Genomic DNA, 21155 nt, shown 5'->3' with positions numbered 1-21155 from the left:
CGACTCGGCTGCGGGTTCGAACTGGTCCGGAGGATGGGACGCGAGTTACGCGCCGTCGAATCCGTCCAGCCATCCGGTGACCGAGGACTGCAACGCGCCCGTCGTCGTCCCGATATTCAGGAGTTGATAGCCGTTCGCGGCCTTTTCGTTGACGTCGTCCATGCCGAAGCCGAGTCCGCCCACCGGGACGTCCGCCTCGACGGCGGCCGACCGGATCGTCTCGACGGCTTCCTCGACCTCCGGATGATCGAACTCGCCGGGATGGCCCAGCGAGACCGAGAGATCGAGCGGGCCGATGAAGACGAAGCCGAGTTTGGGGACCGCGAGGATATCGTCGAGTTCGTCGAGCGCGGACTGCGTCTCGACCGTGACCCCGACGACGGCCGACTCGTCCTCGCTGGTCACGTACTCGTCGGTCAGCCCCCAGCGGCCGGCACGCGGGTTCGCCATGCCCCGGCGGCCGGGTTCGCCGTCGTACTCGAACCGACCGGCCCGAACCGCCGCCCTGAGTTCCTCGGCGCTACCGACTCGCGGGAGGAAGACGTTCCGAACGCCAGCGTCGAGGGCTTTCCGCACCAGCGACGGATCGGTATCGGGGAGTCGCACCAACAGCTCCGTCTCGGTGCCGTCCACTGCGCGCAGCAGTTCCTCCAGCCGGCCCGCGTCCCGCGGACTCGGGCCGCCGTGCTCGAGGTCGATCCAGACGAAATCGACGCCCAGCGCCGCGTAGAGTTCGACGACCGTCGGACTGTACGTGTTCTCGAGGACGCCAAGCGCCACGTCGCCGGACGCGAGCGTCTCGCGGAGCGCGTTACCGCGCGGTGGCTGACTCATACGGCCGAAAGTCACGCTCGCCTGCGACTAAAGTCTGCGGCCACCGGCGTTCCCGGCCTGAATCGAAGGGATCGAAAACAACCGCGGACGGGCACGTCAGTCGTCCGTCCACTTGATCGAACAGCCACGGGAGGGCTGCCACTCGAGGTCGACCGACGCACCGGCGAGGACGGCGTCGATCGCCTCACGGATGTGGTACCGGCTCGGCTCGTCGTCGGGGTTGAGTGCGTCGTCGAGACGGCCGTGGTAGACCAGTTCGAACTCGTCGTCGTCACGAGCGAAGAGGAACGGATCGGGCGTGCAGACCGCACCGTAGGCGCGGGCGACGTCCTGACTCTCGTCGCGGAGATAGGCGTCGTACTCGATTGTCCCCTCGTCGACGTACTCCCGCATCTGCTCGACGGAGTCGTCAGGGTACTCCGCGGCGTCGTTGGGGTTGATCCCGACGACCGAAACGTCGTCGTACTCGTCGGCCAGTTCGTTCAGCAAGTCAAATTTCGCCTGCGCGTACGGACAGTGATTGCACGTGAACACGAGCAACAGCGCCTCGTCGTCGGCGAAGCTCTCGAGCGAATACGTCTCGCCGTCGACACCCTCGAGTTCGAACTCTGGAGCGGGGTCGCCGGCGTCGAGTTCCGACTCGGACTCTGTGAGAACCATGTCCGACCGTTCGGCTCGTGCGGCCTTAATCGTCACGTTCGGGGGAGTCGGGCTCCACAGGCGGTCCACGACGCGCGGCCGCTGGCACCCCGCCTATCCGAACAGTTCCGCGACCGCTAGACGTATCCCGGGAACGACCAGCAGGGCGACCCGCCGACGAGCAGGGCGAGCGGGACGACCAGGGTGATGTCGGTCAGCAGCCAGAGTCCGAGACCGCCAAGGATCGCCAGCAGGCCCACCAGCCGGAGCAGCCAGACGAACAACCCCTCGAGTTCCGAATCGGCGACGACGTCGGCGAGTTCGAGTACCTCATCCATGGGTGTCCGAAACTGGCCGATAGGAACATTTAATCCTACTGACAGATATCGCGAGTCGAGCCCTCGCGTTCCCCGTGACGACCTACATATTTGTACCCCCGGCCGCATCGACTGGGTATGAAGACGCTCGAGGTCACCGACGAGCAGTACGCGTTCATTCAGCACCTCCGCGAGGAGATTTCCGAATCGGTCGTCGGCAAGTACGGGTTCGTCCGCGAACAGGACGCCGTCCAGTTTCTGATCGACAACCTCGACGAGGAAATCGAAATCGACGCCGACGAGTTCGAATCCTCGGCGACCGACGACGTTTCGGCGTCCGTCGGCGCGGCCATCGACGGGAGGAACGATCCGAACGACCTCGAGACGGTCTCCTACGACGAAGGCGACGCCGCCGACCCGCCGGCCGACGCGGGAGACGCCGACGGCTCGAGCGAGACGACCCCGACCGACGACGTGGACGAGACCGGAACTGAATCGGACGACGGCGAAGCCGACCCGGACGCCGACGACGGCGATGAGGACGCGAGCGCCGACACCGACGGCGACGGCTCGGCCGACGACGACGACATGTTAGACGAGATGATGAGCCTGCTCGAGACCCACGACGACAAGTGGGCGGAGTCCGACGCGGCGGATTTCCGGTACACCGTCGACCTCCCCGACGGCTCGAGCGAACAGGTCCAGACGAAAGACGACGTGCGGGCGTTGCTGTTCAAGAATTATCGCTGATACAGCCGGGACAGCGCCGTCTCGCCGGGTTCCGTCGCCGCAGCCGACGAGATCGTCGGTATCGTGACGCGAGTCAGGTGAGCGGCCGCTCGAGTGTGGGCCTGCGACGGAGCGCCCTCGTATCGCGTTCCGAGAACCGATCTCGCTCACGGGACTGCCGTCGGTCGTCAGTGCGTGCGGTCAGATCGCTCCGTTGATGATGTTTGCGACTTCCTGTCGATCGAATAGATGTTCGTCGCCGGTCACATCGCCGAACTCTTCTGGGAACAGTTGCTTCGCTGCTCGTTCCGTCAGGAAGAGGTTGTGAATCGGGCCCTGGTTGAGGTAACCGCCGCGATACACGCGCCCGTTCTGTACGGCAGTGAGTTCACTCCCGACGGGATGGCGCTGCATATAGTCGAGAACCGTGTCACGGAATTCCGTCGCGGACTTCCGCTCGTGGCCGCGGATGAGGATCACATCAGGGTCGATCTCGAGCAGGTTCTCGTAATCGAGTTTTCCCCGGTTCGTGGTGCTGAGATTCTCGGTTCCCGTCCCCGCCAGCGCGTCGTGGATACCGAGGTCCCGCCATTGTTTCTTGCTCGTCCCCTCGTCGTCGAGCCGGTACGGCGAGAACGCCTCCGGCTCTTCGGCACCCTCGAACGTGAGGAAGACGGACGGGCGGTCGTCGGCCGGTGGGAGCCGCTCCTGCACCGACGCGATGAATGCGGTGTGGAGTTCGCGAAATGCCTCGTAGCGATCACGCTGTTGGAACACTGCCGCTACTTTCTCGAAAGCCTCGTACAACGTGTAGTAGCGGTAGTCGTGCCATTCGTCCGATCGACGGAAGATCAGGTTGCCGACGAACGGCGCGACCATCGACGTGATTTCGTCGATATCCGCATCGTCCCACCCGAACCAGTTGATGAGCATCTGTGGGTCGTACAGGTGCACGTCGCTGTCGAGTTCGTAGAACTCCTCTTTGGTCCGAACCTCCGGATAGGACTCGAGGATATCTCGATCGACTGTGACTCCGGGGAGTTCGTCGTACACGTAGGTGTAGTACCGGTTCGCTCCGCCGAGCCCCGCTAATCCATCAGCTTGCCCCAGTGCGACGGCCATATCCGCGTATCCGCCGTCGTACGCGACCCAGCGCTCGGGTACCGTCTCGAAGGTGACGCTTCCCATCGGTTCCATCGACACCGAGTACGAGTCGTTCCCACTCGTCTCGCCCTGCTTGCTCTGGTCGGCCAACTCTGAACAGCCGGCGAGGGCAACGCCGGCCGCGAGCGTTGTGCCGTATTTTAGCGTGTCTCTGCGTGTCGGTACATCGTGTGTTGTCTCATCTATCCCCATGATTTTAGGCCGACCTAAAACACGATAAACGCTCCGGTTATTAGGCAAGTCTAACGTTGTTCGGCCGGCGGAACCACGGGGCGTCTCGAGGAGACTGGGTATCGCACCGGTTTCACCGGCTTGACAGCCCACAGCGTCGCGTACGGACCGTCCATCGCGAGCACCTCGTCGTGGGTCCCGTACTCGACGACCGTCCCCACGGGCCGCCGGCCGAACAACGTTAGACCTTTACACACGCTCGCGTTTGCACGCTGTATGAGCGAACGCGAGGTGCTCGAGTTGCTTCGTGAGAACGCGCGGTACTCTACGGCGGATATCGCGCGAATGACCGACCTCGAGGAACACGAGGTCGAGGCGACGGTCGAGGAACTCGAGGCGACGGACGTCGTCCGGGGCTACCAGGCGGTCGTCGACTGGGACAAACTGGAAGACGAGCGCGTCCGCGCCGAAGTCGAGTTGAACGTCACGCTCGACCGCGAGACGAGCTACGACGACATCGCGGAGCGCCTCGCACGGTTCCCGGAGGTCAAAGCCCTGCGGCTGATCAGCGGCGACTACGACTTCGACATGGAGGTCGAGGGCGACTCCATCCGCGAGGTCTCGCAGTTCATCAGCGAAAAGGTCGCACCCGTCCCCGAGATTACCCAGACGGTCACCCACTACGTGATGGCCTCCTACAAGGAGAACGGGATCGAACTCGGCGACGGCGAGGGGGACGACCGCCTCTCGTTCTCACCCTGACCATGACGTTCGAACTGTCAGACCGCGTGCGGACGGTGCCGCCCTCGGGAATTCGACGCTTCTTCGAGATCGCCGAGGAACGCGACGACGTCATCTCGCTGGGCGTCGGCGAACCCGACTTCGCGACGCCGTGGGCGGCCCGCGACGCCGCGATCGCGTCCTTAGAGCAGGGGAAAACCTCCTACACGGCCAACCGCGGGAAGCGAGAGCTCCGCGAGGCGATCGCCGACTACGTCGCCGATCGGTTCGATCTGGGGTACGATCCCGGCGAGGAGATCATCGTCACGGCGGGTGCGAGCGAGGCTGTCGACCTGGCCTTCCGGGCCTTCGTCGACCCCGGCGACACGGTCGCGATCGCCCAGCCGGCCTACATCTCCTATGAACCCGGCGTGATTTTCGCCGGCGGCGACGTGTTGCCGGTGCCGACGACAGAGGAAGACGAGTTCCGCCTCACCGCCGAGGCACTCGAGGCGGCCGGCGCGGCCGACGCGGACGTGCTCGTCCTCTGTTATCCCAACAACCCGACGGGCGCGATCATGCCTGCCGAGGACCTTGAGCCGGTTGCGGCGTTCGCCCGCGAGCACGATCTGACGGTCCTGTCCGACGAGATTTACGCCGAGTTGACCTACGACGGCGAGCACACCTCCATCGCGACGCTGCCGGGGATGCGCGAGCGGACGATCGTCTTCAACGGCTTCTCGAAGGCCCACGCGATGACCGGCCTCCGGCTGGGATACGCCCTGGGTCCCGCCGATGCCATCGGTGCGATGAACAAGATCCACCAGTACACGATGCTCTCGGCCCCGACGACGGCCCAGCATGCCGCGCTCGAGGCGTTGGATTCCTGTGAGGACGACGTCCGGGAGATGATCGCCCAGTACGACCGCCGCCGGCAGTTCGTCCTCTCGCGGTTCCGCGAAATCGGGATGGACGTCTTCGAGGCCAAGGGCGCGTTCTACTGCTTCCCCGAGGTCCCCGATGGCTTCACCGCCGAGGAGTTCGCCGAGGAGGTCCTGCGCGAACAGGGCGTGGCCGTCGTCCCCGGCGACGTCTTCGGCGAGGGCGGCGCGGGTCACCTGCGGATCTCCTACGCGACCGGCCTCGAGGACCTCCGACGGGCGCTCAACCGGATCGAGGCGTTCGTCGAAGAACACGCCTGAAACGGGAGTGACCGGCGTTGCTGCTCGAGAACACGCCCCTCGAGTAGTCCGCCCAACCGGAAACGCCGGCCACGCACCGGGTGTAGCGATCACGAACAGTTTTCCCGGTCGCCCGCACTCTCGTGTATATGGCCGACTATCGTCCCATCCCGGACGAGCGGGACGTCTTTCACGAGTACCGCAGCTACGCGTTCCGGCCCGAGGAGGGGGTGCCGGCGTACGACCCCGACGAGCACGAAACGCCCCGCGCGACGCTCGGGTCCCGTCGCGGCGTGTACGAAGCCGATGCGGCCGACGACACCGAGCCCCGCTGTGTCTGTCGGCACTACTGGCTCGAGTCACGTGTTCGCGACGAAAGCCACCGAACGGCCGGACTCGCGTCCGTCGCGACGCCACCCGAGTACCGCCGACGGGGGTACGTCCGGCAGTTGCTCGCCGAGTCGCTCGCGGAGTATCGGGACCGTGACATCCGGTTTTCCGTACTGTGGCCGTTCAGTTATCGGTTCTACCGGCAGTACGGTTGGGACACGTGCAATCGGATCGTCACCCACGAGTGCGAGCCCTCGGTGCTCTCGTTTGCGACCGCCACGGTCGATCGGGACGCGGGGTCGGTCCGCCGATTCGCGGCCGACGAGTTCGAGTCGCTCGGACCGGCCTACGACGCCCACGCCGACCGATACTCGCTGGCCCTCGAGCGCGACACGGACTGGTGGCGACATCGCGTGTTCGCCGGCCACGATCGGGACCCGTTCGTCTACGCGTACGAACGCGACGGGCAGGTGCGGGGCTATCTCGTTTACACGCTCGACGGCGAAATGGGCGACCGGACGATGGCCGTCTCCGAGTTCGTGTCCGCGGATCGCGATGCCACCCTGTCGCTGCTGTCGTTCTGTCACGATCACGCGTCACAGGTCGATCGCGTGCGACTTCGCGTTCCCGCGGCCGTTCCGCTCCGCGATCTCGCTCGAGATCCCGACCGGATCGAGACCCACGTCGAGGACGGGCCGATGGTCCGTCTCGTCGATGTCGCGGACACGCTCTCCGCACTCTCGTACCCGGCTCCGGACGTCAGCCTAACGATCGCCGTCGATGACCCGCTGGCCGAGTGGAACGAGGACGTGTTCCGGCTGGCGGTCGCGGCTGACCACGCGGACTGTACCCGTCTCGGCGACCGGTCGACATCGGCGGCCGACGCTGACGTTCGCCTCGAGATCGGTGCACTCTCGCAGCTCGTCGTCGGGTTCCGATCTGCGGCGAACCTCGATCGGACCGGAGAGATCGAGACGGCGGATTCGGAGGCCGTGGAGGCGCTGTCGACGCTCTTTCCGGAAACCGAGGTCTACCTCGGTGATCGGTTTTGATCGCACGCGACGCTGCGTCGGCTGCTGGCTTCGACCGGCGGGGGAGAGGGACTGACGACGGACAGCGATTGTCACAGCATACCATCCAAACGCTCGGCCACGGCACTGAAATAGGACGTTCACTAACTACGTGCTAACTGTCTGTCGATGATGACTATCGTTGTGAGTGGCGATCGCCTCGAGCGCGAGGAGGGTCGGTGTCGGTCGGCGGGTCGGGGTGGAGAGCCGTGACGATGCGATCCGTTCCGATCGTCGATCGGGTGACCGACGCCTTCTTCGCCCTCGATACGGGCTTTCGGTTTACCTATCTCAACGAGCGAGCGGAGACGCTACTCGAGCGGTCCCGCGAGGAACTGATCGGGCGCGTCATGTGGGACGAGTTCCCCCAGACCGTCGAGACACAGTTCCCCGACGGGTTCCATCGCGCGATGGACGAGCAGGTGCCGGTTTCCTTCGAGATCTATCACATGCCCCTCGAGACGTGGTTCGAAGCCCGGGCGTATCCGTCTCCCACCGGCCTCTCGGTGTACATGCGCGACGTGACCGAGCGGAAGGCACAGGAGACGACGCTGGCCCAACACGCCGCCGTCGTCGAGGCGGTCCACGACGCCGTCGTCACGCTCGACCGCAACCGCGAAATCGTGACGATAAACGGTGCGACCGAGTCGATTCTGGGCGCGGAGCGGGCGGCCATCGTCGGTGAGCACGTCGAAACGCTCACCGAACTGGCCGGAATCGACGATCAACACGCCGTCGACATCGGCCGCGCGATCACCGATGTCGACGTCAGGAACGCGGATCGCCGCCAGCTCGAACTCCCCTACGTCGGCCCGGACGGTGACGACCGGATGGCCGAGTTCCGGTTCGTGCCGATCGAGGACAACACGGCGACCGTCGCCGCCGTGATTCGAGACGTCACCGATCGACACGAGTACGACCGCGTCGTCACGTCCCTCCACGAGATCACGCGGTGGCTCCTCGAGTCGGACGATCCGGAGGAGATCTGTGCGATCTCCGTCCACGCCGGCAGCGATCTGCTCGATCTCCCGATCAGCGGCGTCTGGCTCCTCGAAGAGGAACGAGGCTACCTCGAGCCCGTCGCCGGGACCGCGGATGCCCACGACGAGTTGGGCGGCCTCCCGCGGTTCAACGCCGGTGAAGGGCTCGTCTGGGACGTCTTCGAGGCCGGCGAAATCGAACTGTTCGACGACCTCGAGTCGGTCGACGGCCTCTACAACCCGGAAACGACGATCGGGTCGGAGATCATCGCTCCGATCGGTACCCACGGCGTCCTCATGACCGGCTCGCTCGATCCCAACTGGTTCGACGAGACCGACGTCGATCTCATCTCGACGCTCGTCGAAAACACGCGGGCCGCCCTCGATCGGGCCGAGCGGGAGCAGGTCCTTCGGGACCGGACGACCGAACTCGAGCGCCAGACCGAGCGCCTCGAAGCCGTGGCCGACGTCCTCTCGAGCGATCTGCAACGCCAACTCGAGGCCGTCGCCGACGCGCTCGAGGACGATCGGGCCGACGAGTGGGAGTTTCCCCTGGCGGAGGACACGGTCGAAACGACGCTCGACCGCACCGAAGGGCTCGTCGACGACATCCGGGAGTTCGCCCGCAACGCCTCGCGAGTCGGGACTCGCAGCCGGCTTCGCCTCGAGTCGGCGATCGCCGACGCCGTCAGCGAGTCCCGTCTCGACGAGGCAGCCGTCGTCGTCGACGGCTCGGCGGTGCTCCGGGCCGATCCTGATCGGTTTTCCCACCTGCTCGAGACGGCCTTCGACAGCGCCGTCGCACGGGCCGACGGCGACGTGGCGGTCCGGATCGGGCTCGTCGGGTTCGACGACGACGGGAGCCGCGGCTTTTACATACTCGACGACGCGGCGAAAATCCCGCCGAACGCACACGATCGCGTGCTCGACCCGACCGCCGACGACGAGACCGCGATCGACGGACTCGGTCTCGCGCTCGTCCGTGCCATCGCCGAGGCTCACGACTGGGAGTGTACCGTCACCAACGGCGACGGCGGCACGCGGGTCGAGTTTCGGGGCGTGACGACACTCGAGCGCCGGCTCGAGTAACTCACTCTCGAATCACCGACTCGCCCGCGATGTCGCGACAGAGCTGTCGGTAGCCGTCTTGTTCGAACAGCGACTGCATCGTGTCGTTGACCTGGACCCGGAGGACCGCCAGTCGATCCCTGAGTTCGGCGTACTCCTGGCTCGACTTCCGTTGAGCGTCGGTCTTCTGATCGTCCAACAGCGCCTTCTTCGACGCGAGCGCGAAAAACTCCTGGAGTTTCTCGTTGTAGCTCGCTCGGAGCTGCAGTTGGTCGATGATGTCGACCAGTTCGCCCTTCGAGACCGGCTTGACGAGGTAGTCGTCGAATCCCAACCTGATGATGTCGAAGTCCGGTTCGACCGCCGTCACCATCGCGACGCGGCAGTCGAGGCCCCGCTCCCGGATCGTGTCGAGAACGGTGTCGCCGGAGAGTCCGGGCATCCGCCGGTCGAGCAGCACGACATCGACCGAGCCGTCGATGGCGTCCAGCGCGTCGTTGCCGTCGTAGACCGTCTCGACGTCGCAGTCGTCCTCGAGCCAAGCGGCGTAGAGATCCGCGAGGTCGGGTTCGTCTTCGACGATCAGGACGGACGGGGTGTCGATTGTCATCGAAGTTCCTCCGAGACTATCGGTTCGTCGGGTAGGTGGTCCCGACTGTATATCAATATTCCGGACAATAGATCAGCGAAACCACGTCACGGATAGTTATTACTACCTCTTTGGCAGAGTGACACGAATGGTAACCCGGGTCGTGGTCGGTCGCTTCGTCGACGGCTCGTTACTCGAGGTCGCGGTCGATCGTCGCGCGTCGCTCGCGGATCGTAGCCGCGTCGGTTTCGATCGTCCGCCCGCCCGCGTCGATCGTCAACGCTCCGTCGTCGGTCGCGGTCCCGAGTTCGACGACGGGTGCGACGCCGTCGAACGCGTCGCGGACCGCCGCCGGCGCGTCGGTCTGGATCAGTGCCCGCCCAGGCTGTTCGTGGAACAACGTACCCGCGGGATCGTCGCCGGGGATCGACACCTCGAGACCGGCGTCCGCGGTGACCATTTCGGCGAGTGCGACGGCGAGACCGCCGTGGCTGACGTCGTGAACCGCGAGCGTCGCGTCCTCGTCCGCGACCGCTGTGAGCGTCTCGATCAGGGCCGCGGGGTCGTCGGGGAGCGCCGGGAACCGGTCGCTGCCGTCGAACTGCGCGAGGTACTCCGAGCCACCGAGTCGGACGTCGTCGGTTGCGAGGCCGCGATCACCGACGAGCAGCAGGTCGCCGTCGGCTGCGACCGACAGCGGCGGGGCGTCGTAGCCGTCCTTGGCACCGACCATCGCCAGCGTTGGCGTCGGCGGGATCGGTCCCGCGACGGAGTCGTTGTACAGCGAGACGTTCCCGCCGACGACCGGCGTCGAGAGGGTTTCGCACATCTCGGCGAGTCCGTCGACGATTCCCTTGAACCCACCGTACACGTCCGGTTTCTCCGGATTGCCGCCGTTGAGACAGTCGACCGCGGCCAGCGGCGTCGCCCCCTTGGCCGCGATGTTCGTCGCGTTCTCGAGCGCGACCGCGCGGGCCCCCTCGTAGGGCGCGGCGTCGGTCCAGTTCGGTGCCCCACCGGTAGATAGCGCGAGCCCCTGTTCGGCTTCTCGGACCGCCATAATCGCGGCGTCGTCGCCTGGTCCAACGCTCGTGCGGACGCCGACCTCGTGATCGTACTGCCGGTAGACCCACCGCTTCGAGGCCGTGTTCGGGCTCGAGACGACCGCGTCGAAGGCGTCAGTGAGGTCCGGGTCGGGCAGGTCGGGTTCCGGTTCGGGGGGCACCTCGCTCTCGAGGTCGTTCATCGGCGCGCCCTCGCCGAGGAAGAAGGCGTCGACATCGACGACCGTCTCGCGCTCTCCGGACTCGCTCCCCTCGAAGGTACAGACGTAGTTGCCCTCGGTGACCTCACCGATGACCGAACAGCCCAGATCGAACCGCTCGGCGATTTCGCGGACCCGCTCGACGTTGTTGGGCTCGACTTCGTAGCACATCCGCTCCTGGGATTCGGCGAGTAGGATCTCGAGCGCGTTCATGTTCGGTTCGCGCTGGTGGACCCGATCGAGTTCGATGTGGGCACCGAGATCGGCCTTGGCGACCATCTCGCTGGATGCACCGCCGAGACCGGCGGCACCGAGGTCGCGGGCCGATTCGATCAGGTCCTCGTCGACGAGTTGCTCGTTGGCCTCGATCAGCAACTTCTCCGCGTAGGGGTCCCCGACCTGGACGGCGGGGCGGTCCTCGGTCTCGGCGTCCTCCGCCAGGTCCTCGCTGGCGAAGCTCGCGCCGCCGAGCCCGTCGCGGCCGGTGGCGTTCCCGACGAGCACCAGTTTGTTGCCGGGCTCCTGGGCCTCGGCGGTCACGAGCCGCTCCTCGGTCGTCAGGCCGACGCAGGCGACGTTGACGAGCGGGTTCCCCTCGTAGTCCGTGTGGAAATCGACGCTGCCCGCGACCGTAGGAACGCCGATACAGTTGCCGTAGTGACTGATCCCCTCGACGACGCCCTCGAAGAGGTACTTCGAGTGCTCGTCGTCGAACTCGCCGAAGTACAGCGAGTCCGCGAGCGCGATCGGGTAGGCACCCATCGAGAGCGTGTCCCGGACGATACCGCCGACGCCGGTCGCCGCGCCGTCGAACGGATCGACGTAGGAGGGGTGGTTGTGGCTCTCGATCCCCAGCGTGACGTAGGTCTCCCCATCGAGCGCGACGACCGCCGCGTCGTCGCCTGGGCCGACGACGACCCGCTCGCCCTCGCTGTCGAAGGCCGACAGCAACGGTCGCGAGGAGCGGTACGCACAGTGCTCGCTCCAGAGGTTCTCGAACAGCGCCGCCTCCGCTCGAGTCGGCTCCCGATCTAACTCGGAGACGACGAGTTCGCGGTCCGAATCGGCAAGACTCATTCACCTAGGTGATGAAAGTCGGCCGGTAAATGGGTTTCTATATGCACGTTCATGGATAAAATACGCCTCGGAGCGGGCGAGCAGCGGCACGGTTCGGTCGAGAGGGTGGTCACTGCGGTGTCGGCGTAGATCGCGCGTGATCGTCGGGAAGGCAAGTCGGCGTCCCGTCGCGAACGTTTACTATCCGCAGTGTGACGGCACGGTCGATGGTTGAGGACGAATTCGACGACAGGGATTGGGTCGATGTGCTTCGCTACGAGACCGCATCCGGCCCCAGCTACCGGTCCGTGCCCGCGGGAGAGGGAAACCGAATCGTCGCCGCCCACGAGAACGAGTTGCGAAAGCGGATTCGGGTTCGACGGCTCGGAATGACGGGGATCGCGATCGCCGTCGGCGTCGGCGGCGTCCTGGTCGAGCGCGCGGTAGTCGGTGCGCTCGTCGTGGCGATTCTCGTCGGCGCGGGCTGGCTGGCCGGGGGCGACCACGAGGGGTTCGTTCCGACCGTCGTCGACGAACGAATACGGCTTGAACGCGCGGCGTCGACGTACGATATCGACGTTCACTCGGACGACCCGTATCAGGAGTAGTCCCGTCGACGGGACGACCCGCCGTCTCGAGTCGCGGCGATAGTCACGTTCGTCGACCGTGGTCGGGACCGAGTCGTTTTTGATCAGGCCGCCTAAACGTGCGGTCGTGCTGTCGGTCGAACTCCACACGCATTCATCGCTGTCCTACGACGGTCGCGACCCGGTCGAGCTCATTCTGGAGCAGGCCGAAGCCATCGGTCTCGACGCGATCGCCGTGACGGACCACGACGAGATCGACGCAAGCCTCGAGGCCGTCGAGCGCGCCCCCGACTACGGGCTGGTCGCCATTCCGGGAATGGAAATCTCGAGCAAGGCGGGCCACGTACTCGGTCTGGGGCTCGAGGAGGCCGTTCCGCCAGGGCTGTCGTTCGAATCGACGCTCGAGGCGATCCACGACCAGGGCGGCCTGGCCGTGATTCCCCATCCGTTTCAGGAGTCTCGCCACGGCGTCATGGCGCGGGTTTCGCGGGACCAACTCGCCTTAGGCGACGCGATCGAAGTCTACAACTCCCGGCTGTTTACCGGGCGCGCCAACCGACAGGCCGAACGCTATGCCCGCTCGCGGGACCTGCCGATGACCGCCGGGAGCGACGCTCACATCAGCGAGATGGTCGGCCAGGCGATCACCCGCGTTGACGCCGACGAACGCTCCGTCGACGCGATTCTGGACGCGATTGCCGCCGGACGGACGACCGTCGAGGGCAAACGAACCCCCTGGCGGATCAGCGTCCGGCAGTTCGCCGGCGGCGTCACGCGACGACTGAGCCGCGTTCTAAAACACCTCCAGTGACAGTACCACGCCTCCGCGGCACCGAGCCACCGATCGTTCGCACCGCCCTCGAGAATCGCGACCCGCTCCCCGGAACGACCGGCTTCGCGGGAGTGGTCGATGACCGGCTCGTTCGCGACGTGCTCGGACGGGTCCCCCTCTTCGTCGACGGCGACGCGAGCACGACACGCGCGGAGCCGGCGTGGGCCTTCGAGCCGACCGCACTCGAGGAGCCGACGCTCTTTCCGGCCGGCGCGGCCGCGGCCGTCGGCGAGCCGCTTCCCGATCCCGAGTCCCACTGGTCGCTCCCCGATCCGACGCCAGCAGCGCCCGACGCCGCTCTCGAGGGGCTCGCCGACGCGATCGAAACCGCGGCCGACGCGGCTCGGCGGGACGACCGCGATATCGCCGTCGCCTTCTCCGGTGGCGTCGACTCGGCGCTGGTCGCCGAACTGCTGGACGCGCCGCTGTACGTCGTCGGCTTTCCGGACAGTCACGACGTCGAGGCCGCACGGATGGCGGCCGACGCGATGGGACGCGACCTGACGGTCGTCGACCTCGAGCCGGCCGACCTCGAGCGCGCCGTCCCCGACGTGGCGCGGGCGACCGGCCGGACGAACGCAATGGACATCCAGATCGCGCTGCCGCTGTTTCTGGTCGGCGAACGCGTCGCCGCCGACGGGTTCGACGCGCTCGCCGTCGGACAGGGTGCCGACGAACTGTTCGGCGGCTACGAGAAAGTCGTCCGACTCGACCACCGGGTCGCGGCCGAGACGGTTCGCGGGGCCGTTCGCGAGGGGATTCGCAGCCTGCCCGCCCAACTCCCTCGAGACGTGTTGACGATTCAGGCGACGGGCCTCGAGCCGGTCGCGCCCTTCCTCCACGACGCCGTGGTCGCGGCTGCGCTCCGATTGCCCGATGAGCTACTGGCCGACGAGGACGAACGAAAGCGTGGTTTCCGTCGCATCGCTGCCGAGTATCTCCCCGGCGAGGTCGCCACGCGGGACAAGAAGGCGGTCCAATACGGCAGCCTCGTTGCCCGCGAACTCGACCGGCTCGCTCGCCAAGCCGGCTACAAGCGCCGGATCGACGATCACGTCACCAAGTACGTCGCCGCGCTGTGTTCGGATGGCCCGACCAGCCGCGACTGACCCCGCGTCGCCTATCAGGACGGGAGCGGACAGCGGCTCGCGGTGAAGACGACGGTCACGTTTCTCGCGCCGTGGGCGACGCCGCGCTCGTGGTGACCCACGCCGGATGCATCGACCCGCTCGCGTTCCTCGCCGTGAACGACGGTAACCGTCCCCTCGAGCACGTGCAAGACGTTCGTGCTGTCGGCGTGGTCGTGGTCGAGTGCCGCAGTCGGACCGCGGGCGAACGCCTTGACGAGCACGTCGTCGGTGACGACCAGTTCCGCGACCTCGACCGTGCCGCACCGCTCCGTTTCGGGACTGGCCAGCACGAAAATCCACCCTGCGGTCCGTACGTCGTGCTCGCTGCGACGGACGTTAGTCTTCGGTCTCGGTCGGCAGTTTGTTCGCGGGTTCCTGCGTGATGTTCTCCGAGACCGTCCGACGGTTGGTCTCGCCGATCCGATCCGCGACCTCGCCGACGACGTCCTCGAGGTGGCTCTGGACCTCGCTGTCGTCGTCCTTGACGAGCGCACCCTGGCTGCCGTCGGCCCCGAAGTCCGGGTGGATCGGGATTCGACCGAGCAGCGGGACGTCGTACTTGTCGACGATGGTGTCCGCGCCGCCGGTGCCGAACAGGCCGTGCTGATCGCCACAGGACGGACAGATAAAGGAGCTCATGTTCTCGACGACACCCAGCACCGGCGTATCGTGTTTGTTGAACATCTGAATCCCCTTGCGGGTGTCGTCTAGCGCCATCTCCTGGGGCGTCGTGACGACGACCGACCCCGTCACGGGCATCGACTGAAGCAGGTTCAGCGTCGCGTCGCCGGTCCCCGGCGGCAGGTCGACGATGAGGTAGTCCAACCGCCCCCACTCGACGCCCTCGAGGAACTTCATCATGAACTTGTTGACCATCGGACCGCGGAGGATCGCGGGATCGTCCTCGTCTTCCATCATCATTCCCATACTGATGATGCGGACGCCGTCCGACCGGGGCGGAACGATCTCCTCGTTCGGCGTGACGCCGGGGTCGCTCTCGGGCGGGAGAATCTGCGGGACGTTCGGTCCGTGAATGTCCGCGTCGAGCAGGCCGACCATCGCGCCGCGTTTCTCGAGTCCGGCCGCGAGGTTGGCCGCGACCGTCGTCTTCCCGACGCCGCCCTTCCCGGAGGAGACGGCGATGACGTTGCGAACCCGCGGGAGGACCTCGTCGTCGAAGCCGTGGTCCTCGCCGACGTGCGCCCGCAGGTCGGCCTCGAGACCAGCATCCTGGATAATCTCGCGGACCTGGTTTCCGATCTCCATCTCGGAGGGCGCGTAGGGCGCGTTAAACGCCAGGGAAATACGGGCGGTCTCGTCGTCGATAGTGACATCGTTGACCAGCCCAAGCGAGACGATATCCTCGCCGATGTCCGGATCTTCGACCCCCTCGAGTTTGATTTCGAGTTCGTGTTCTGTGATACTCATAGTGACTGTATGCTAGCCGAATGGAGGGCATGCAACGGGATACGTGTGATGGTTCGATACTCGAGCGGCGGCTCACGGACCGCGTACTGGGGGACGGTCACAGCGGCGCGAAAAAACGAAGCGGTGTTCGGATGCGATTCGAGTGACGGTTACGGCGGGCCGACGCTGCTGATCGGCTCCGGTGGGCCGCCGTAGAAGACGACGCCGATCAGCACGGTCAGGACGAACATCCCGACCCACATCGATGTCGTCAGGCCGACGAGGTAGCTTACGCCGGTCAATCCGGCTTTCGTGTCGCGTGGTTTCCCGAGGAACCAGGCCGCGAGCATGATGTAGACCGGGACCAGAATGACGGCGAAGATGATCCAGGTCCCCTCGTTGGCGAAGCCGGTGAAGCCGGACGTGCCGTCGTAGCCGTGGTACAGGAGCGTCGAGAGGATCGTTTGCGTAGTACTCATGCTTCCACCTCCGGTTCGGTCGCTTCCTCACTGTGCTCGTGCTCACCGCGCAGGTGTTCGATCGCGTGGAGTTCGACCACCGGGACGAGCTTCGAGAGGTTGAGGAATAAAAGTACGACCAGCGCAGTCGTTCCGACGAGCGACAGCCATTCGATCGCGCTCGGGAAGTAGGATCCGGGCGTGTTGGCGTAGATGTTGAAGTGCGGGTCCATGAACCCTTCGACGACGAACAGGACCTTCTCGGTCAGGGTACCCATGAGCACCGCACAGCTGACGACGAGCGCCCGTTTCTTGCTGAACAGCGACGGGCGGATTCCCTGCGCGAAGATGTACACGAGCGAGCCGAAGATGAGCCCGATCGCGATACGGTAGAGCGGGTGGGCGATCTTCGCTTCGGCCGCGTGTGCCTTGTCGAGCGGACCGAGGAAGATGCCGTTGAAGACGGCCTGAAGCTGGAACCAGAGGAACAACAGGGTGAAGAACCCGAGCCACAGGAGCAGCCCGCGGAAGATGTCGTCGGTGATGATGTGGTCCCAGTCGTAGGCACGGCGGAACCCATAGGAGATGATCGTCACGCCGCTGATCGCGGACATCAGTGCGATACTCAGGAACATCGGCCCCTGAATCCCACCGCTCCAGGCGGGCATCGCCGGCAGCAGCGCGAACAGCCACGGAATGACGCCGCCGTGAAGCAGGAGCGGGGCCATGATGATGACCGCCGCCGCGAGCCACCAGACCATCCGCTGGATGACCTCGTCCTCTCGCTTGGTGTAGCCGATCGTCATGATCTTGTAGATCGGCTCGAACATGTCGGGGAGATCGTCACGCAGGCGGTTGACGTCGTACCGGAGCGTCAGGCCGAGGTAAGTGGCCGACAGCACGAAGTACGCCGTAATGACCGTCACGTCCCACACCAGCGGCGAGTTGTTGACCGTGATGTGATAGTGACCGATGATGCTCGTGACCATCCGGTCCGGACGGCCCATGTGGACGATAATGTAGAAGCCGGCGGCCGAGAGGCCACCGATCGTCGTCATCTCCGCGAGTCGGGCGATCGGCATGTATCGGTCCATACCGAGCAGGCGAACGGCGGCCGAAAGGATGATGCCGCCGTGAGCGACGCCGACCCACCAGATGAACGCGCCGATGTATAGCCCCCAGGTCGAACCGCCGCCGCTGCCCCAGTCGCCGAGGCCGGTGACGACCAGTCCCTTCTGGAGCTGGTATCCCCAGGCGACGATGAAAGCGAGGAGGCCGATGGCAGCGATGCCGTAGATCAGGAAGTACTTCTTGGTGAGCGTGTTGATCGGGCGAAGGATGTCCGCTTCGGACGGCTCCTTCGTGCTCATAGCGACACCCCGTCAACACCGCCGACGGTTTCCTCGTCGAGGAGATCCTGCCGTTTGTCGACGAGACCGATGTCCTCGTACTTCGTCGGTCCTTCGACCTGCTCCGCTTCCGGTCCGGGCTGCTCGCCGAGATAGGTGACGTTCGGGTGCGTCCCGACGTCCTCGAGCAGCTTGAACGAGTTCGGCTTGCCGGTGTACTGCTGGATGCGGAACCTGGCCTGGCGCTCGCTTCCGTCGCCGAGTTGCAGTTGGGTGATGGCCTCGTCGGTCTCGAGGTCGACGTACTGTTCGAAGGCGTCGACGGAGGCGACGATCTCCTGTTCCTTGCGGAGGATGCTGTTGTTCTCCTCGTCACCGGGCTCGGTGCGATCGCTGACGAGTTCGACCGCCTTCATGATCGAGAGGGTCTCCTGGTCGAGGTTCTCGAATTTCTCGAGGGCGGACTCGATGTCGTCGTCCGAGCTGAGCGTCTCGTCGATCGTCTCCGGCGACGGAACGCCTTTGCTCGCGTCGGTGTGCTCGTCCGAGAGACGGATCACGGCCCGGCTCTTGCTCGGATGCTCGCGGTGCTGGGACGGATCGCTCTTCTCGTCCTTGACGTTCCCGAACTGGATCGCGTTCGGCGGGCAGGCCGACTCGCAGGCGCTCGTCCCGACTTTCTCTTCGCCCTGTTGACCGTCCTGCATGGACGGACACATCGTACACTTGCTCATCACACCACGAGGCGCGCGGCTGTCGACCCAGCGCTCGCCGTGTTCGTACTGGGCGTGTGTGATCTCGTCGGGACTGTCGACATCGCGATCCTGTGCCTTCGGGATGTCCTCGTAGTCCGTGTGGGGCTCGTCCCACTGGAAGTAGTTGACGCCGTAGGGACAGGCGACCTGACAGTAGCGACAGCCGATACAGACGTCGTAGTCGGTCAGGACGAGCCCGTCCTTGTCACGCGTATGCCGGGCCGTCGTCGGACAGACCTTCTCACAGGGGGCGTCCGTGCAGTGCTGGCACGGCCGCACGAGCATGTTGAAGTCGCTCCCCATGTTGAAATCGGAGCTGTAGACGCCGGTGTCGGTACCCTCCTCGTGGCCCTCGTGGAGTTCGTCCTCCCAGGCCATGACGTACATCCAGTTGACGCCGGCGTCGAGGTCGTTCTCCTGGGTACAGGCCGACATACAGGTCAGACAGCCGTCACAGCGCTCGAGGTCGATAGTCATCCCCCACTGCGTGTCGCTGTGTTCGGTGGTCTCCGAGTGGCCGCCCTCGGCGGAGAGACTCTCCATGGGACCGTCTCGGGTAGAACTGAACGCACCCATCCCGACGGCCGCTGCACCGACGCCCATCTTCTTCATCGTCTCGCGACGCGTCTCCTCGCCGTCGCCGTCGAAGGCACCGAGCATTCTGGAGGCGGTTCCCTTGGCCTCCTCCTGTGCTGCCTCGTAGGCTTCTTTGGTTGGACGCTCGTCCTCGCCGAACTCCTCCATCACGGCCTCGTGATGCTTCTCGTGGAATTCGGCCTCGGAGAGTTCGCCCTTAGTGACCCGCATCGCGTCCTGGGCCATCTCCATACCGAGATCACTATCGTACTCGGTATCGTCGAGCATCGTCTCGAGTTCGTCCTCCCACTCGTCCCCGAGCGGGTGGAATGATTCATCGTCCGTGCTCATTAGATCAGAACACCTCTGAATATGACACTGGTGTCATGCCGGAGGTACTCGACGGCATGCACTTGAAATCGTTCATTTATCTATCCTCATTCGCCCTCTCACAACCGTACTCGGATGAAATGCCGAGCCGATTTCCATCGCGTGAGAATAGCTACGAACATGTTCGTAAGTACAAATAGCGCGGTCCGAAACGTGGCCGGTGATCGGACGGGGAACGCGGTTCCTGCCCAACGGCCCTATTTAGGTGCTCGCGAGTTCTTCCTCGATCGGGTCGCCGCTGTCGACGCTCGGAAGGTCCTCGACGAATCGTTTGATTACCGCCTCTTCGGCGCGGTGTAGCGTTTCGCTACAGGTCGACTTGGCGATATCGAGGTGGTCGGCCAGCTCCGTCAGCGAGGACCGCCGCGGGGTGTCGTAGTATCCTTCGTCGACCGCCGCGACGATGACCTCGAGTTGGCGCTCCGAGAGCAGTTGGCTCTCGTGGAGTCGCTCGCGGACGTGCTCGATCCGATACTGCAGTCCGAAGTGCTCGAGTTGTTCGGCGAGTTCGGCGAGACGCTCACGGGAGCCGGTCACGTCGATCCTCGCCTCGCCGTCCTGAATCTCGACCGGGAGTTCGATGGGCATGCCGGACGCTCGAGAGGAGAACAACAGGAGCGGTGCCGTCGTCTCGAAGTGAACCGTCGCCTCGTTATCGCTCCACTGGGCGAGCGTGATTTCGGTCAGCTGCGGGTGGTCGTTCATGGCTTCGATCACGTCGGGGACCACCGGCCCGGCGATCCGGACGAGAGCGAAGCCGGACTCGGAGCCGGGCACGGCCGCGAGAACCCGGAACGTCGACTCGGGGTACTCCGTCGAAATCTGCTGAATCCAGACGTTCTCGGGCATCGTGAGTGTAAGGGTTGCTTGAGCCATACGAACGTGTTCCGCTCGAACCTATATACCGGTGGCTACGAATATGTTCGGTGGATTCTCGTCCCGCGGGAAGACCGAGGGCTGCGAACACGTTCGGACGAACGTCCAACCGATCCCGGATCGAACGCGGAACCGATGGCAACGAAATCAACGGACCGAACGCTGGATGTCAGAGAGATCGACGGCCCGCCGTTCGACGACATCATGGCCGCCCTCGAGGATCTCGAGACGGGGCAGCGGCTCCGGCTGATCGCCCCGTTCGAACCGAAACCGCTCTACGAGGTGCTCGACGACCGCGGGTTCACCCACGAGAGCGAGAAACGCGACGGCGGCGTCTGGCACGTCCGTATCGACCGTACGTAGCGACGGGCCGTCCCCGATCATGTTCGTGCGAAAGTCGATGTGGGGCTCGATCCGAGTACGGACTGCATGACACGACTCGATGTCAGGGACATTCCGCCAGTGAACCGCCATCCCAGGATCCACGACGAGTTCGACGCCCTCGAGCCGGGCGAATCGTTGACGATCGTCAACGACCACGAGCCCAAACCGCTGTTCTACGAGTTCGAGGCCGAGGTCGACAGCTTCGACGCCGACGGCTACGAGGTCGAACAGGTCGCTCCCGACGAGTTCGTCGCCACGTTCCCGAAAACGGAGGCCTGATCGCGTCGTCCGGGCAGCCG

At 65.2% G+C, this 21155-nt stretch carries 22 protein-coding genes; 10 read left to right on the top strand and 12 right to left on the bottom strand.

All coding sequences use genetic code 11. The annotated features are described in order from the left end of the window. Positions 1-45: 45 nt before the first annotated feature. From FGF80_RS10690 to FGF80_RS10680, 3 genes are all read right to left on the bottom strand, one after another. Positions 46-834, bottom strand: a complete 789-nt coding sequence (locus FGF80_RS10690; RefSeq protein ID WP_138653927.1) for an HpcH/HpaI aldolase family protein — start codon at positions 832-834, stop codon at positions 46-48. A 96-nt stretch (positions 835-930) separates the two neighbouring features. Next, entirely contained in the window at positions 931-1494 is a 564-nt protein-coding gene (locus FGF80_RS10685) for a thioredoxin family protein (RefSeq protein WP_138653925.1), read from the bottom strand. Between the two features lie 116 nt (positions 1495-1610). Continuing rightward, positions 1611-1811: a hypothetical protein gene (locus FGF80_RS10680; protein WP_238705278.1), complete on the bottom strand. Its 201-nt coding sequence runs from the start codon at positions 1809-1811 to the stop codon at positions 1611-1613. Between the two features lie 117 nt (positions 1812-1928). Here FGF80_RS10680 and FGF80_RS10675 point away from each other — a divergent pair, with 117 nt between their 5' ends. Next, positions 1929-2540, top strand: coding sequence for a hypothetical protein (locus FGF80_RS10675; RefSeq protein ID WP_138653923.1), 612 nt, complete (start codon positions 1929-1931; stop codon positions 2538-2540). A 180-nt stretch (positions 2541-2720) separates the two neighbouring features. Here the strand turns inward: FGF80_RS10675 and FGF80_RS10670 are convergent, their stop codons facing one another. Beyond that, a complete protein-coding gene (locus FGF80_RS10670; RefSeq protein WP_138653921.1) occupies positions 2721-3875 on the bottom strand; it encodes an ABC transporter substrate-binding protein in 1155 nt (384 codons plus the stop codon). Between the two features lie 255 nt (positions 3876-4130). Here FGF80_RS10670 and FGF80_RS10665 point away from each other — a divergent pair, with 255 nt between their 5' ends. From FGF80_RS10665 to FGF80_RS10650, 4 genes are all read left to right on the top strand, one after another. Next, positions 4131-4616, top strand: coding sequence for an Lrp/AsnC family transcriptional regulator (locus FGF80_RS10665; RefSeq protein WP_006187285.1), 486 nt, complete (start codon positions 4131-4133; stop codon positions 4614-4616). A 2-nt stretch (positions 4617-4618) separates the two neighbouring features. Beyond that, a complete protein-coding gene (locus FGF80_RS10660; RefSeq protein ID WP_138653919.1) occupies positions 4619-5776 on the top strand; it encodes a pyridoxal phosphate-dependent aminotransferase in 1158 nt (385 codons plus the stop codon). A gap of 128 nt (positions 5777-5904) precedes the next feature. Then, on the top strand, positions 5905-7137 hold the full coding sequence (locus FGF80_RS10655; protein WP_138653917.1) for a GNAT family N-acetyltransferase: 1233 nt from the start codon (positions 5905-5907) through the stop codon (positions 7135-7137). A gap of 233 nt (positions 7138-7370) precedes the next feature. Continuing rightward, on the top strand, positions 7371-9224 hold the full coding sequence (locus FGF80_RS10650) for a PAS domain-containing sensor histidine kinase (protein WP_138653915.1): 1854 nt from the start codon (positions 7371-7373) through the stop codon (positions 9222-9224). Position 9225: 1 nt separating this feature from the next. Here the strand turns inward: FGF80_RS10650 and FGF80_RS10645 are convergent, their stop codons facing one another. Beyond that, positions 9226-9813: a response regulator gene (locus tag FGF80_RS10645; RefSeq protein ID WP_006187289.1), complete on the bottom strand. Its 588-nt coding sequence runs from the start codon at positions 9811-9813 to the stop codon at positions 9226-9228. Positions 9814-9982: 169 nt separating this feature from the next. Continuing rightward, a complete protein-coding gene (gene purL, locus FGF80_RS10640; RefSeq protein ID WP_138653913.1) occupies positions 9983-12133 on the bottom strand; it encodes a phosphoribosylformylglycinamidine synthase subunit PurL in 2151 nt (716 codons plus the stop codon). 206 nt (positions 12134-12339) lie between these two features. Between purL and FGF80_RS10635 the strand changes: the two genes are divergently transcribed. The 3 genes from FGF80_RS10635 to FGF80_RS10625 all read left to right on the top strand — a co-directional run bounded on the left by FGF80_RS10635 (position 12340) and on the right by FGF80_RS10625 (position 14640). Next, positions 12340-12720 (top strand): hypothetical protein, encoded by a 381-nt coding sequence (locus tag FGF80_RS10635; protein WP_006187291.1) that lies wholly within the window; start codon positions 12340-12342, stop codon positions 12718-12720. A gap of 106 nt (positions 12721-12826) precedes the next feature. Further along, complete coding sequence (locus tag FGF80_RS10630; protein ID WP_006187292.1) at positions 12827-13510, top strand: PHP domain-containing protein; 684 nt, start codon at positions 12827-12829, stop codon at positions 13508-13510. Further along, positions 13507-14640 carry an asparagine synthase C-terminal domain-containing protein gene (locus tag FGF80_RS10625; RefSeq protein ID WP_138653909.1) on the top strand — a complete coding sequence of 378 codons (1134 nt, stop codon included), beginning with the start codon at positions 13507-13509 and terminating at the stop codon, positions 14638-14640. The genes FGF80_RS10630 and FGF80_RS10625 overlap by 4 nt, the downstream gene beginning before the upstream one ends. Before the next feature lie 14 nt (positions 14641-14654). On the opposite strand, the gene FGF80_RS10620 is transcribed toward FGF80_RS10625, so the two are convergent. The 6 genes from FGF80_RS10620 to FGF80_RS10595 form a co-directional block, all read right to left on the bottom strand. Next, on the bottom strand, positions 14655-14951 hold the full coding sequence (locus FGF80_RS10620; protein ID WP_006187294.1) for a hypothetical protein: 297 nt from the start codon (positions 14949-14951) through the stop codon (positions 14655-14657). Positions 14952-14997: 46 nt separating this feature from the next. Further along, on the bottom strand, positions 14998-16089 hold the full coding sequence (locus tag FGF80_RS10615) for an Mrp/NBP35 family ATP-binding protein (protein WP_006187295.1): 1092 nt from the start codon (positions 16087-16089) through the stop codon (positions 14998-15000). Between the two features lie 149 nt (positions 16090-16238). Next, on the bottom strand, positions 16239-16547 hold the full coding sequence (locus FGF80_RS10610; protein ID WP_006187297.1) for a hypothetical protein: 309 nt from the start codon (positions 16545-16547) through the stop codon (positions 16239-16241). Further along, positions 16544-17896 carry an NrfD/PsrC family molybdoenzyme membrane anchor subunit gene (gene nrfD / locus FGF80_RS10605; protein WP_138653907.1) on the bottom strand — a complete coding sequence of 451 codons (1353 nt, stop codon included), beginning with the start codon at positions 17894-17896 and terminating at the stop codon, positions 16544-16546. Before nrfD ends, FGF80_RS10610 begins: the two co-directional genes overlap by 4 nt. Next, a complete protein-coding gene (locus tag FGF80_RS10600; protein ID WP_138653905.1) occupies positions 17893-19557 on the bottom strand; it encodes a 4Fe-4S ferredoxin N-terminal domain-containing protein in 1665 nt (554 codons plus the stop codon). The genes nrfD and FGF80_RS10600 overlap by 4 nt, the downstream gene beginning before the upstream one ends. A 240-nt stretch (positions 19558-19797) precedes the next feature. After that, on the bottom strand, positions 19798-20472 hold the full coding sequence (locus FGF80_RS10595) for a helix-turn-helix domain-containing protein (RefSeq protein WP_006187300.1): 675 nt from the start codon (positions 20470-20472) through the stop codon (positions 19798-19800). A gap of 135 nt (positions 20473-20607) precedes the next feature. On the opposite strand from FGF80_RS10595, the gene FGF80_RS10590 reads away from it, so the two are divergent. Both FGF80_RS10590 and FGF80_RS10585 read left to right on the top strand, forming a co-directional pair. Continuing rightward, positions 20608-20835, top strand: coding sequence for a DUF2249 domain-containing protein (locus tag FGF80_RS10590; protein WP_138653903.1), 228 nt, complete (start codon positions 20608-20610; stop codon positions 20833-20835). Positions 20836-20901: 66 nt separating this feature from the next. Then, a complete protein-coding gene (locus tag FGF80_RS10585) occupies positions 20902-21135 on the top strand; it encodes a DUF2249 domain-containing protein (RefSeq protein WP_006187302.1) in 234 nt (77 codons plus the stop codon). The last annotated feature ends 20 nt before the right edge of the window (positions 21136-21155 follow it).

Source organism: Natrinema pallidum (assembly GCF_005890195.1).
Taxonomy (GTDB): Archaea; Halobacteriota; Halobacteria; order Halobacteriales; family Natrialbaceae; genus Natrinema; species Natrinema pallidum.
This window is presented reverse-complemented; position numbering and strand designations above follow the sequence as displayed.